This is a genomic window from Streptomyces sp. ISL-66 (genome assembly GCF_018614135.1).
GTDB lineage: Bacteria > Actinomycetota > Actinomycetes > Streptomycetales > Streptomycetaceae > Streptomyces.
This window is the reverse complement of sequence record NZ_JAGGOW010000241.1, coordinates 1-11,672: the sequence shown is the minus strand read 5'-3', so window position 1 is coordinate 11,672 and position 11,672 is coordinate 1. Positions and strand designations below refer to the sequence as shown.

16 protein-coding genes are annotated in these 11,672 nt (G+C 68.9%); 15 read left to right on the top strand and 1 reads right to left on the bottom strand.

Annotated features, from left to right (window positions below; all coding sequences use genetic code 11):
- Positions 1-17: 17 nt before the first annotated feature.
- Complete coding sequence (locus J7E97_RS35145; RefSeq protein WP_215035692.1) at positions 18-446, bottom strand: GntR family transcriptional regulator; 429 nt, start codon at positions 444-446, stop codon at positions 18-20.
- A gap of 689 nt (positions 447-1,135) precedes the next feature.
- Here J7E97_RS35145 and J7E97_RS35140 point away from each other — a divergent pair.
- The 15 genes from J7E97_RS35140 (at position 1,136) to xerC (ending at position 11,624) form a co-directional block, all read left to right on the top strand.
- Positions 1,136-1,402, top strand: coding sequence for a DUF6284 family protein (locus tag J7E97_RS35140; protein ID WP_215035690.1), 267 nt, complete (start codon positions 1,136-1,138; stop codon positions 1,400-1,402).
- A complete protein-coding gene (locus J7E97_RS35135) occupies positions 1,399-1,725 on the top strand; it encodes a DUF6303 family protein (RefSeq protein ID WP_215035688.1) in 327 nt (108 codons plus the stop codon). Before J7E97_RS35140 ends, J7E97_RS35135 begins: the two co-directional genes overlap by 4 nt.
- Positions 1,722-2,561, top strand: coding sequence for a DUF2637 domain-containing protein (locus tag J7E97_RS35130; RefSeq protein ID WP_215035686.1), 840 nt, complete (start codon positions 1,722-1,724; stop codon positions 2,559-2,561). The genes J7E97_RS35135 and J7E97_RS35130 overlap by 4 nt, the downstream gene beginning before the upstream one ends.
- A complete protein-coding gene (locus J7E97_RS35125) occupies positions 2,558-2,929 on the top strand; it encodes an RRQRL motif-containing zinc-binding protein (RefSeq protein WP_215035684.1) in 372 nt (123 codons plus the stop codon). Before J7E97_RS35130 ends, J7E97_RS35125 begins: the two co-directional genes overlap by 4 nt.
- 2 nt (positions 2,930-2,931) lie before the next feature.
- Complete coding sequence (locus J7E97_RS35120) at positions 2,932-3,318, top strand: DUF6251 family protein (RefSeq protein ID WP_215035682.1); 387 nt, start codon at positions 2,932-2,934, stop codon at positions 3,316-3,318.
- 33 nt (positions 3,319-3,351) lie between these two features.
- Positions 3,352-3,519: a hypothetical protein gene (locus J7E97_RS35115; RefSeq protein WP_215035680.1), complete on the top strand. Its 168-nt coding sequence runs from the start codon at positions 3,352-3,354 to the stop codon at positions 3,517-3,519.
- Between the two features lie 74 nt (positions 3,520-3,593).
- Positions 3,594-3,791: a DUF6257 family protein gene (locus tag J7E97_RS35110; RefSeq protein WP_215035678.1), complete on the top strand. Its 198-nt coding sequence runs from the start codon at positions 3,594-3,596 to the stop codon at positions 3,789-3,791.
- Between the two features lie 96 nt (positions 3,792-3,887).
- Positions 3,888-5,954: an FtsK/SpoIIIE domain-containing protein gene (locus J7E97_RS35105; RefSeq protein ID WP_215035676.1), complete on the top strand. Its 2,067-nt coding sequence runs from the start codon at positions 3,888-3,890 to the stop codon at positions 5,952-5,954.
- Positions 5,955-6,104: 150 nt separating this feature from the next.
- Positions 6,105-6,347: a hypothetical protein gene (locus J7E97_RS35100; protein WP_215035674.1), complete on the top strand. Its 243-nt coding sequence runs from the start codon at positions 6,105-6,107 to the stop codon at positions 6,345-6,347.
- A 159-nt stretch (positions 6,348-6,506) separates the two neighbouring features.
- Positions 6,507-6,695, top strand: coding sequence for a hypothetical protein (locus tag J7E97_RS35095; protein ID WP_215035672.1), 189 nt, complete (start codon positions 6,507-6,509; stop codon positions 6,693-6,695).
- Between the two features lie 97 nt (positions 6,696-6,792).
- Positions 6,793-7,434 (top strand): DNA cytosine methyltransferase, encoded by a 642-nt coding sequence (locus tag J7E97_RS35090; protein ID WP_215035669.1) that lies wholly within the window; start codon positions 6,793-6,795, stop codon positions 7,432-7,434.
- Positions 7,431-8,279: a bifunctional DNA primase/polymerase gene (locus J7E97_RS35085; RefSeq protein ID WP_215035667.1), complete on the top strand. Its 849-nt coding sequence runs from the start codon at positions 7,431-7,433 to the stop codon at positions 8,277-8,279. Before J7E97_RS35090 ends, J7E97_RS35085 begins: the two co-directional genes overlap by 4 nt.
- Positions 8,279-9,754: an ATP-binding protein gene (locus J7E97_RS35080; RefSeq protein ID WP_215035665.1), complete on the top strand. Its 1,476-nt coding sequence runs from the start codon at positions 8,279-8,281 to the stop codon at positions 9,752-9,754. Before J7E97_RS35085 ends, J7E97_RS35080 begins: the two co-directional genes overlap by 1 nt.
- A 494-nt stretch (positions 9,755-10,248) precedes the next feature.
- Entirely contained in the window at positions 10,249-10,461 is a 213-nt protein-coding gene (locus tag J7E97_RS36510; protein ID WP_308346949.1) for a helix-turn-helix domain-containing protein, read from the top strand.
- Positions 10,458-11,624: a tyrosine recombinase XerC gene (gene xerC, locus J7E97_RS35070; RefSeq protein WP_215035660.1), complete on the top strand. Its 1,167-nt coding sequence runs from the start codon at positions 10,458-10,460 to the stop codon at positions 11,622-11,624. The genes J7E97_RS36510 and xerC overlap by 4 nt, the downstream gene beginning before the upstream one ends.
- Positions 11,625-11,672: the final 48 nt, after the last annotated feature.

Below are 11,672 nucleotides of genomic sequence, written 5' to 3'. Positions count from 1 at the left end.
GTCGGACTTAACACCCACTAAGGCTTCGCCAAGCAGTCCTTGACGCTCTCCGGCAGGTTGGCAAACGCCGCTCGCCAGCGCTCAAGGGCCGCTTCGCTTTTCGCTGAGTCGGTTCCGTCCTTGCTCAGCGCCTCGCGCAGGGCTGCTTCAACCTCCGTGCCTGCCTGTAGAAGTGGCAGGGCCCAGTCTGCGGCGCCGCGCGAGTGGTCCGAGAGTCGGGGCGGGAACTGGGCGAAGACCCCCTTGCCCTGGTGGCCGACTACGTACCCCTCCGCCCGCAGCAGGGACACGGCATTCTTCACCACGGTGCTTGATGCGCCGGAGCTGTTGATCAGATCCTGCGCCGAAGGTAGCGCGGAGCCGTCGGGTAGGTCGCCGCTTCGGATGCGTTCCCGCAGGTCATCGGCCAGCTGAAGGTATGCCGGCTGCCCTCGAAACTCGGTCATCGGGGTGCTCCTCCGCTCGCAGGTGTTGTACCTAGTACACCAGTCTCCCGGCATTCATTCCCCAGACCTGGGCCCAGCCACTTGCCAACATAGTGCACTAGGTGCACTATGTTGTTCAGAGGGCAGCGAGCAGGCGGCAGACCTCATATGACAAGCCGTCATTCGATTCCGGAGTGCTGCGCGGACAGGCTTGTCACAAGCGACGAGGCCACCGGAAACAGCGGCTCAGGAGCTGACAACCGACTCGTGAGGGGCCTTCTTTGGGCTGCTCTGAGCTGCACCAATGCACAGCCGACAACTCAACAGCGTGATCCACCGCAGCAGTACGGCCGTGACCGCACCGGCCGAGGCGAGTGGAGACCAGCCGACTGAGAACGGGCCCGCGTCACAACCGGTCCCTACGCCCCGAAGGGGTGGCACGCCATCGGCTCTAAAGATCCGCACGGCCAGACATTTGGCTGCCACGACCGCCGGGGACTCGGACCGCCCCCGGCTTGAGCGGCGCCGTGCGAAGCCCAGTCCGACCCGCACCAACGACCACGGTCACCGACGCCTGATCTCACGCACCGGGCGTCGGCGGCCGTGGTTGTTCGTGGAATCGAGCTGCCGCCCCAACGACGTGCGGCCCCGGTGCTGGAACACCGGGGCCGCTGTTCGGGCCCCGTTCCTCTCTCGAAGGAGCAAGACCCATGAAGTCCATCGTTGCACTTCAGGCCCTCGTTACCCCGTGGCCGGACGGCTTGGAGCCGTCGGACGCGGAGCTGGACGCGATCGAGTGGGAGATGCCGCTGATCCAGGCGGAGGTCGATCTCCTCGACGCGGAGATTGCCAGCCTGGACCGGGCGCCGGCCGAGCTGGACGAGCGGCGGATCCGCCGGGCCCGCCGCAAGGTCCTCGCCGCCCGCCGAATGCTGACCAACCAGGCCATCGCTTCCCTGCCGGGCGGTGCGGCATGAGCAAGCAGATCTTCGGAGCGCAAATGTCGTTGCGCTGCTGTGGCACCACCGCCCCGGAACGGACGGCAGGACCGTGCTGGCAGTTGTACGTGGCCATGACCGGGCTGGTCAATGAGTGGCCCACCTTCACCTGGCCGACGTCCACCGAGGTCCCGACCGTCGACCAGCGCCAGGCGGTTCTGGCGTATCTCGGGTTCACGCTCGACGAGAAGGCCGAGTGGGAGTGGACGGAGCACACCGGCCCGGACTACCACCCGCACCCGGTGCGCGTCCTCCTCCTGGGCGCGGCCAAGGTCCGGCCGCTGGCCGAGGGCACCTCATGAACCGCAAGGCCAAAATCCTTCTCGTCATGGCGCTCGTCGTGGTCGTCGCCATGGCGTTCCGGGTCTCATGGAACGCCCTGCGGGACGTCGCCCGAGCGATCGGTGCGGACGGCACGGCGGCGACGCTGTACCCGTTCGTCGTCGACGGTCTGATGGCACTCGCGCTCGTCGCCGCCCTCGTCCTGACCGACGAGGCACGCCGATTCGCACTGCGGGTGCTGGCCGCCTACACGCTCGCGTCACTGGTCCTGAACTACGTCCACGGACTCTTGCCCGAGCTGCACGCCGAGTCGATCGACTGGACTCGACTGGCCGACTGGGACCCGGCCAACTGGGCCCTCGTCCTGCTGGCGACGTCGCTTCCGGTCGGGTCGATCTACTTCGGCTCCGACCTCGTCGCCAAAGTCCTCCACCACAAGCCCCCGATCGAACCAGCCGCTCAGCAATCTACGCAGACCACCGTAAATCGGTCCACCCCTGAGCAGGGACAACCGCCCGTAGAGCAGCCGGAGCCAGAGCGGGAGGTGCACTCTTCCACCACCGTCCCGGTCGAGCCGATCGAGCAGCGTCCGCAGCTCGTCGCGGCGGCTGAGTCGCCGCGTCCTCGTCGGGCGACCGGTCGAGTCCCGGCCGCTGCCCGATCGACCCGCCCTACTCGCACGGACATCGAGTTGCTCGGTGAGGCGCGGAGTCTGACGGAGTCGTGGCCGGTCGAGAAGCTGACCGGTGAAGGGATTCGCAAGGCCCTGCGGACGTCACCGGCGAAGGCCCGGGTCGTGCGGGAGGCCTTGAAGGCGGAGCGGGAGCGGGACTCTGCTGCGGCGGTGGCCGGATGAGCCTGACGTTCGCTCGTTGCTTCGAGCCGACCGGGGCCGTCTACGGGATACCCACCTTCCCGTGGCGCCTGGCCCCGGACGGCCTCGCCACCCGTCGGCAGCTCCGCGCTCTCGGGCTGCGGCCCGGTGGTCAGGACATCGCCGGCCAGGTCCTGCGCCCGCGCTACCGCCGCGGCCCGCTGGCCGCGTTCCTGTACCGCGTCGACCGGGCCAAGCCCGTACGCCCGATGACCCCGGCCAAGACCGCCGCGCTGGCGAAGGCCAACACCGCCCGCCGCACCTGCCCCGAATGCCGCCGCGACGCCGGATACGTCATACCGGCCTCGCTCGGCACGTGTATCCCCTGCGCCTACCCCGAAGGGGGCTGACCGTGAACCACCTCCCCGAACTCCCCGCTCACGCCAGCGTCATCCGGCTCCCGGACGGCACCCACGTCTACGCCGACCCCAGCACGCTGCCCGCCGCGTACGCCGGGCCGCAGGTCGTCCACCAGCACATCCACCAGGCCCCGCCCGACCGCACCGTCCAGCGCATCGCCCTCGGCTCCGGTATCGGCGCCGGCGCGGTCGCCGCCGGCGTGTACTTCGGCCCGCTCCTGATCGCCGCCTTGACCGCGATCGCCGCGAACCTGGCCTTCCTGGCCTTCCTCGCGCTGGTCCTCGCGTGGGGTGTCCACACCGTCGTGAAGTCGATCGGCAGCCCGAGTGGTGCGGCGGCCGTGAAGAACGTGCGCAAGGCCCGCCGCCGTCGCGGCTGACCTCTCCCGTCACCTCTCGTGAGGAGTTCTCGCATGCTCTCGATCGTCAGCCGGTACGCGCTCATCGTCGTTCTCGGGCTCGCGCTCGGAACGGCCCTGCTGTGGGTGTCCCGGACCTGGGGCCACCAGATCGGCTGGACCGCCTTCCTCGCCGTGGAAGCCGTCCTTGTGGTTCACATCCTGCTCCCGCGCCGTCGCTGACGGCTGCCCGATCCACCCACCAGGTGTGGGTGGTGAGGGGAGCCGGACAGACCGGCCCCGGAAGGAGTCCCGTGATGGCGAAGGACCCGAAGTTCACCGCTGGCGAGATCACCAAGATGGCCTGGCTGACCGCCCGGATGGCCAAGCGCGGTATCGCCAGCCAGACCGTCTACCAGGGCGACCTGGAGCGGAAGTTCACCCGGATCGTTGACGGCGCCCGCGAACGCGAGGCCCAGAACCTCAAGGACAGCAAGGGCAAGAAGCGCAAGTAGCTGTGCCCCGGGGCGGCCGCCCCTCTCGCCAAAGAACGTCGGCCGCCCCGGGCTCTACCCACCCTCAGCTAGTCAGCGAGAGCAGGAGTTCTCAGCATGACCGATTCCCCGAGCACGCACCTGTGGGCCGTCCCGGACGAGGACGTCGAGCCGGTGATACCGACCATGGTCGACAACCCGAACCTGCCCGACCCCAAGGTCCGCGACGAGAAGCGCAAGCCGGTCCTCGCCGGCTGGCTCACCAACCGCCGCGACTTCGCCACCACCGCCCGCCACGCCGGCGCGAACCTCGGCTACGCCACCCTCTTCCACGGCGTCCGGATGCCCGTCTACGCCGGCCGGCTCACCGCCCGCTCCCCGCTGGGCGCCTGCCGGTTCATCGCCTCCACCAACCGGTGGGTGTGGGACCGCGAGGCCGCCCCGCTGCGGGACTTCGCCGTTCGCACCGAGGACGTCGAGGAGTACATGCGCCTGGCCCGGCTCCGGCAGGGCCGCATCCGGCTGCGCGGACTGGTCACCCTCGTCGCCGCCGTGTTCGGACTCGGATTCGCCCTCTGGCTCTACGTCCTCGCCCCCGCCTTCCTGTACGCGTTCGCCGCCGGAGGGGTCCTCCTCCTGGGCTTCGCCGGTCAGCAGCCCGACGCCCCGGTCATCGGCCCGGCGGTGTTGAAGACCGAGCTGCAGAAGATGACCGGCTCCATCGTGCTGCGCGGTCTGGACAGCATCGGCAACGCGAAGATCTCCGCCGCCATCAAGAAGGGCGGCGACATGAACGGGCTCCGCTTCACCTCGGAGATCGTGAGGGACGGGCCTGGCTATCGCGCCGACCTCGACCTCCCGTACGGCGTGACTCCGGAGGACATCATGGAGGCCCGTAAGCCCCTAGCCTCCGGACTCCGGCGCAAGGTCGGCTGCGTCTGGCCCGCCCCCGACCCGACCGAGCACGAAGGACGACTCGTCCTGTGGGTCGGGGACAAGCCGATGAACGAGACCACCAAGCCCGCCTGGCCGCTCCTGAAGTCCGGGCAGGTGGACCTGTTCAAGCCGGTCGTGTTCGGCAACGACCAGCGCATGCGGGACGTGTCCGTGACCCTCATGTTCGCCGCGGTCGTCGTCGGCTCCATCCCCCGCATGGGCAAGACCTTCCTCATGCGGCTCCTCCTGCTCATCGCCGCCCTCGACCCGCGCGCCCAGATCTACGCGTTCGACTTCAAGGGGACCGGCGACTTCTCCGCCCTGGAGCCGGTCTGCCACCGCTACCGGGCCGGCGAGGAAGACGAGGACATCGAATACGTCGTCCAAGCCCTCCGAGAGCTGAAGGACGAGCTGCGCCGCCGGGCAAAGGTCATCAAGTCCCTGCCGCGCTCGCGGTGCCCGGAGTCAAAAGTGACCCCGGAGCTGGCCAGCGACAAGACGCTCGGGCTGCACCCGATCGTCGTCGGACTGGACGAGTGCCAGGTCCCGTTCGAGCACGAGAAGTACGGCCAGGAGATCGAGGACATCTGCACCGACATCACCAAGCGCGGCCCCGCCCTCGGCATCGTCGGCATGTTCGGTACCCAGCGCCCCGACGCCAAGTCCCTCCCGACCGGCATCTCCGCGAACGCGGTCCTGCGGTTCGCACTCAAGGTCATGGGCCAGCCCGCCAACGACATGATCCTCGGCACGTCGATGTACAAGGCCGGGTATCGGGCCACGATGTTCTCCCGCTCCGACCGCGGCATCTGCTGGATGGCCGGCGAGGGAGACGACCCGCGCATCGTGGCTTCCGCTTTCGTGGATGCGGTCGCCGCCGAGCAGGTCGTGGCCCGAGCCCGCACCATGCGCGAGGAGTACGGCAACGTCACCGGGCACGCCATCGGCAAAGGCCCCGAGACCACCGCCGGACTCGACATTCTCACCGACACCCTCGCGGTCATCCCGGCCGACGAGGACGCGGTGTGGTGCGAGCGGATCGCCGCCCGCCTCACCGGGCTTCGCCCCGACGCGTACGCGGGGTGGAAGGGCGAGAACGTCACCGCCGCGCTCAAGCCCTGGGGCATCAAGCCCGGACAGGTATGGGGCCAAGACGACAGCGGCGAGGGCAAGAACCGGCGCGGCATCAAGCGCGCCGACATCACCACCGCCATCACCCGCCGTGACGCCGATCGGGCCGCCGCCTGACCCTAGAACCGCTGCTAGACCTAGCAGGAGCCGCTGCTAGGTCTAGCACCCCCGCTAGCACCCCATCGGGCCCCTGATCAGGGATCTAGCGTTTAGTGGCCCACCTGCGAAAAGCCCCGGAAACCGCCCCAACGCTGGGAGTAGACCCGCATGCTCATCGCTAGCGCCCTCATCCTCGCCACACTCGCCGGTTACAGCCTGTTGTGCATGGTCAGCCCCTTCGGGACCTGCCGCAAGTGCGACGGCATCGGCGCCAAGCTCACCGTCAACCGTGCCAGGAAGGTCAAGCGGGTCAAGCCCTGCCGCCGCTGCCACGGCCAGGGCAAGCGCCTACGCGTCGGGCGCCGCCTGCACAACCAGAGCCGGGAGATTCACCGCGCCGGTACCCGCTGACCCCGCACAGCAAGGCCGGTGGCCGCACGCCATAAGGCGGACCCCGCTCGACAGGGCGAGCTAGGCGGACGCGGCCACCGGCAAGACCCCGAGCTTGTCAGCACCCGAAGTACGCGCAGCCTCGCAACCTTCCCCGTGCACGTCAAAGGAGATTCCGGCATGGCCATCACCGTCTCGCTCGTCGCGCTCTTCGGACTCGTCCTGTACTTCCTCCTGCGCTCCCACAGCCTCAGCGCGGGCAGCGCGTTCGTCGCCGCCGGATTCGGATTCTTTCTCGCCTCCATCGGCGCCGCGGGCCCCATCAACGAGATGGCCAACGCCATCGTCGACGCCATCCCCAACCTCTAGGACCCGAGCGCTCGACAGGCAAGGCAAAGGGCGGCCCCCGTCTCGCCAAAGTCCGGGGCCGCCCTCATCCAGAACCTCAAGAACTGGAGAGACCAGCATGACCCAGACCACCGACATCCCGCGAGAGCAGCAGCCGCGCCTCTTGGACGCGTTCTGCTGCCAGGGCGGCGCCGGCATGGGCTACCACCACGCCGGATTCGACGTGACCGGCGTCGACAAGGACCCGCAGACCCGCTACCCCCTCGGCTTCCACCAGAGCGACGCCATCGACTTCATCCGTGCTTTCGGTTCCGGCTTCGATTTCATCCACGCGTCCCCGCCTTGCCAGCACGACACCGACTGCCAGCGCATCCAGGGCAACGCCCACCCCGACCTCATCGCCCCGACCCGCGAAGCCCTGAACGCGACGGGCCGCCCGTGGGTGATCGAGAACGTTCCCGAGGCCGCCTGGGACGGCACGCTGCGCGCCGACTACCTCCTCTGCGGAACACAGTTCGGCCTGAACGTCCGCCGGCGCCGGGCCTTCGAGACCTCCTGGAACGGCGGCGGCGACCTCCTCCCGCCCTGCTGGCACCACAAGGGTCTGCTGGCGTTCGAGCACAAGGGCGAGCGCGCCTACGCGGACGCCATGGGCTGCACCTGGATGAACAAGACCGAAGCCCGCCAGGCCGTACCCCCCGCCTACACCGAATGGATCGCCACCCAGTACCTCTCCCACGAGACAGAGGCCGCCGCATGAGGAACACCACCGGACTTCTGCGGATCGCGCTCTGGCTCGCCGAACTCGGCATCCCGGTCCTGCCCCTGCGGGAGGGCAAGCTCCCGTTCGGGAACTGCCCGGCCTGCACCGGGAGTGCCTGCGGGGACCGCCCGAACATGAAGGCCGCGGGGCCCTGCCAGTGCCCGGCCGCCTGCCACGGCTGGGCCGCCGCCACGAAGGACCCCGCCGTCCTCACCAGCCCCGCCTGGGCTTCGGCCTGGCACCAGGCCGGAGGGGTCGCCTACCACCCGGGCGGTGCCCGACTCACCGTCGTGGACCTCGACAACGCGGACGCGGTCGCCTGGGCCCGCCAGGCCCTCCCCGCCACCAAGACGGTGCCGACCACCCGGGGCGAGCACTGGGTGTACCGGGGTGCCATGCAGTCCTCCAACAACGTGCGGCCTGGGGTCGACATCAAGTCCCACATGTCCTACGCCGTGTGGCGTGGACTCGGCACCGGCCCTATCGCTGACCTGCCGGACGTCGTCCGGACGCTGGTCGTGAGGGAGAAGTCCGCTTCCCGCCCCGCCGCCCACGGGGTCAGCATTCCCGGGGTGACCGGTGGCGGGGAATGCCGGCACCGCACCCCCGCCTACCTTGAGCGCGGTATCGCCATGGCCGAGCGGTCCATCACCGATTCCCGGAGCGCGATCCACAGCAGCGTCTACCGGGTGTTCCTCGCTGTCCTGTCCACCCACGGGCGGTGCGGCTGCCTTACCGAGGACCACGTGAAGCGGCTGTTCACCGCCGCCCACGCCTGCGGTGAGTCGGTGCGGCACTGCACCGCGGCGTGGGCCAACGCCCGCACCGCATTGGGGCTGTGATGGCTGACGACGAGAAGAGTTCGGGCCGGGAGATCATCACCGGCTACGCGCAGCAGAACTTCCGGTATTTCCGCACTGCCGACGGGACCGTGTACGCGCAGAAGAACGGCCACCCGGTCGCGCGCCCGATCCGCTCCCAGGGCACCTCCGGCAGCCACCGGCAGGAACTCATGGTCGGCCTCTACGAGAACGGACACGGCGTGTTCAACGGAACCGCCCTCAAGGAGGCCCTCGACCTGATTGAGGCTCTCGCTCTGACCAACGACGTTCAGTCCGTCCACATCCGCGTTGCGCCCGGCTTCGACGGCGCCACCTGGCTCGACCTCGGGCGCAACGACGGACAGTCCGTACGTATCCACCCCACCGGCTGGGAGGTCATGACCCCTTCGCCGGAGGAGGTGTGCTGGCGCCGGACACAGCTCACCGGTGAACTGCCCCTGCCCGCCAAGGACACCGACGGCAAGGGCATCGACCAGTTCCTGCGGCTGTGCAACTTCGCCAACGCGGAAACGGAGTGCCTGGCCATCGCCTGGCTGATCGGCTGTCTCGGGCCGTCCGTCCCGGTCCCGGCCCCGTTCCTCACCGGCCCCCAGGGCGCCGGCAAGTCCACCGGCGGAAGGATGCTCGTGCGGATCATCGAAGGCATGACCGGCGACCTGCGTCGCGCCCCCAAGGACGAAGAGAACCTCATCGCGGCCGTCGCCGCCGGATGGGTCACCGCCCTCGACAACCTCTCCCACCTCGCCCCCGACCTGTCCGACCTCATGTGCTGCATCGTCACCGGAGCCGAAACCATCAAACGCGCCCTCTACACCGACGGCGACGTCGTCCGCGCCCGCTACCGCCGCCCCCTCCTCCTCACCGGCATCGACGTCGGCATCATCCGCCCCGACCTCGCAGAGCGACTCCTCCAGCTCCGCCTGGAACGCCCGACCGTCCGGCGGACCGAAGACGAACTGTGGCGGGAGTTCGAAGAAGCCCTGCCGGTCATCCTCGGATCCCTCCTCGACCTCACCGCCAAGGTCCGTGCCGCCGTGGCCGAGATCCCCACCGACCTGCGGATGGCAGACTTCGCCCACCTCTGCGCGCAGCTCGACGCGGCCACCGGCCTCAGCTCGCTCGCCGCCTACCGGGCCAGCCTCGACGAACTCAACGACGACGTCATCGAAGGCGACCTCCTCGCCCAAACCGTCCTCAAGCACGCCATCACCCTCACCCCGGGTGAGGAGGTCCGGATGACCTCCTCCGAGTGGCTCCACACCCTCACCCAGCTCTACACCGGAGACGACTGCCGCCCCCTCCCCAAGGGCTGGCCCACCACCGGAAAAGTCCTCTCCGACCGCCTCAAGCGCCTCCAACCCACCCTGGCCGCGCGCGGCGTCCTCGTCGACTGGGGCCGCACCAAAGCCGCCCGCTACATCGAAATGACCCGACCGGCCGCACCCGCGCCGGAGCAGCAGCAGACCGCCTTCTGACCTGCGGCCATCCCGGACCACTGGAACAAGCAAGAGGAGCACGCACCACGTGGGGGGTGCTCCTCTTGCTTGTCCGGCGGCTTGCCGCCGCTGCAAAGGACGTGCCGCGCAGTGGCCCCTACTTCGCGCTCTGAACCAGACGCACCACAGCAGAAACCCACCCTTCTTGTCCGAAGAGAAGAGATGCTGCGTCACCTGCGACGCCGGAAATCGAAACCGGCACTTCACCTGCGCATTTACCGATGACGCGGACGGCTGAGACTCCGTCATTTCACGTCACCTGAGTCACCAGCCGGTGACGTGGACCAGCCCTCCCGGTGACAGACCCACCGACGGCTTATGTCACCGAAAGCCGCAGGTCAGACGGTACGAGCGACGCAGGTGTCGCAATGACGCAGAAATCCGTACCTCGGACACACCCGGACCCCTGCCTCGGCACTGCGACGCCCGCGGCCGGCAGGACACCGCCACTCTCGCGCCTCGGAGGAGAACCAGTGAGCGCCACGACCACGCCGCCGGTAGAGCCGGTCCTGCTCAAGGTCGAAGCTGCCATGCACGCCCTGAGCATGAGTCGCTCCGTCATCTACGAGCTGATCCGCGCAGGCCGCCTCCGCAGCGTCAACGAGGGGCGGGCCCGCTTCATCACCCGATCCGCCATCAACGAGTACATCGCGCTCCTGGAGCGCGAGGCAGGAGTGAGCAAGTGACCAAGCGCCGCAGCAGGGGAGACGGCGGCCTCCACTGGGACGAGACGCGTCAGCGGTGGATCGCCACCGTGACCCTCGGGTTCGACGCGAGTGGTAAGCGCGTCGTCCGGAAGGGGAGCGGCAAGACCAAGACCGAGGCCAAGAACAAGCTCAAGGAGGTGCTCCGCGACCACGAGGACGGGTTGGCGGTCGCCCCGACCAACTACACGGTGGCGAACGCCGTGGACGACTGGCTCATGTACGGGCTGGCCGGCCGCGACGCCAACACCGTGGCGACGTGCACCTCGCTCAGCCGGACCCACGTCATCCCTGCCCTCGGCGCCCGGAAGCTTCGGGAGCTGAGCGGGGAGGACGTGGATAAGTGGCTGGCCGCGAAGGCGAAGACGCACAGCACGCGCACCCTTCAGGCGATGCACTCATGCCTGAACCGAGCCCTGAAGCGGGCCATGGTCCGGGACAAGGTGAAGCGGAACATCGTGGAGCTGTGCGCCATCCCGACCGGACAGCCGGGCCGGCCGTCGAAGGCGCTCAAGTTGGCCGAGGCCGAGGCAGTGCTCAAGGCGGCCGAGGGGACGTCCGCGCACGCGTACATCGTGGTCGCACTGCTCACCGGGGCCCGCACGGAGGAGATGCGGGCACTCACGTGGGATCACGTCTTCCTGAAGGGCGACCCGGACGCGTTGCCGCCTGTACCGCCGCACGTCGCGGTGTGGCGGTCGGTCCGGTCCACCGGGGACACGAAGACCCGGAAATCCCGCCGGACGATCGCCCTGCCGGCCAGGTGCGTGGACGCCCTGTGGCAGCAGTTCGAGGAGCAGGGGTGGGACCGGCTTGCCGCGGGTGATCAGTGGCAGGAGAAGGGTCTTGTCTTCTCCTCCGCGACGGGGACGGAGCTCGATTCCACGAACGTCCGGCGCGCCTTCCGGCAGGCCATCACCGGAGCCGAAGGGGTCGACGCGAAGGAGTGGACTCCGAGGGAGCTACGACACAGCTTCGTGTCCCTGCTGTCCGACAGCGGGGTCCCGCTCGAAGAGATCTCGCGGCTCGTCGGGCACTCCGGTACTGCCGTCACCGAGGCGGTCTACCGGAAGCAGATCAGGCCCGTGATCCAGACCGGGGCGACGGCCATGGACGAGATCTTCAAGGACGCTCGGAAGCCGTAGTCACTCAGTTAGTCACTCAGCAGAAACAGGTGAAGCACCTACCAGTAC

What these genes read in the sequence shown, in the direction of transcription:
- J7E97_RS35145 (WP_215035692.1), bottom strand. Translation starts at nt 446, where the DNA reads ATGACCGAGTTTCGAGGGCAGCCGGCATACCTTCAGCTGGCCGATGAC.
- J7E97_RS35085 (WP_215035667.1), top strand. Translation starts at nt 7,431, where the DNA reads ATGAGGAACACCACCGGACTTCTGCGGATCGCGCTCTGGCTCGCCGAA.
- J7E97_RS35130 (WP_215035686.1), top strand. Translation starts at nt 1,722, where the DNA reads ATGAACCGCAAGGCCAAAATCCTTCTCGTCATGGCGCTCGTCGTGGTC.
- J7E97_RS35110 (WP_215035678.1), top strand. Translation starts at nt 3,594, where the DNA reads ATGGCGAAGGACCCGAAGTTCACCGCTGGCGAGATCACCAAGATGGCC.
- J7E97_RS35140 (WP_215035690.1), top strand. Translation starts at nt 1,136, where the DNA reads ATGAAGTCCATCGTTGCACTTCAGGCCCTCGTTACCCCGTGGCCGGAC.
- J7E97_RS35095 (WP_215035672.1), top strand. Translation starts at nt 6,507, where the DNA reads ATGGCCATCACCGTCTCGCTCGTCGCGCTCTTCGGACTCGTCCTGTAC.
- J7E97_RS35080 (WP_215035665.1), top strand. Translation starts at nt 8,279, where the DNA reads ATGGCTGACGACGAGAAGAGTTCGGGCCGGGAGATCATCACCGGCTAC.
- J7E97_RS35135 (WP_215035688.1), top strand. Translation starts at nt 1,399, where the DNA reads ATGAGCAAGCAGATCTTCGGAGCGCAAATGTCGTTGCGCTGCTGTGGC.
- J7E97_RS35090 (WP_215035669.1), top strand. Translation starts at nt 6,793, where the DNA reads ATGACCCAGACCACCGACATCCCGCGAGAGCAGCAGCCGCGCCTCTTG.
- J7E97_RS35125 (WP_215035684.1), top strand. Translation starts at nt 2,558, where the DNA reads ATGAGCCTGACGTTCGCTCGTTGCTTCGAGCCGACCGGGGCCGTCTAC.
- J7E97_RS35115 (WP_215035680.1), top strand. Translation starts at nt 3,352, where the DNA reads ATGCTCTCGATCGTCAGCCGGTACGCGCTCATCGTCGTTCTCGGGCTC.
- J7E97_RS35100 (WP_215035674.1), top strand. Translation starts at nt 6,105, where the DNA reads ATGCTCATCGCTAGCGCCCTCATCCTCGCCACACTCGCCGGTTACAGC.
- J7E97_RS35105 (WP_215035676.1), top strand. Translation starts at nt 3,888, where the DNA reads ATGACCGATTCCCCGAGCACGCACCTGTGGGCCGTCCCGGACGAGGAC.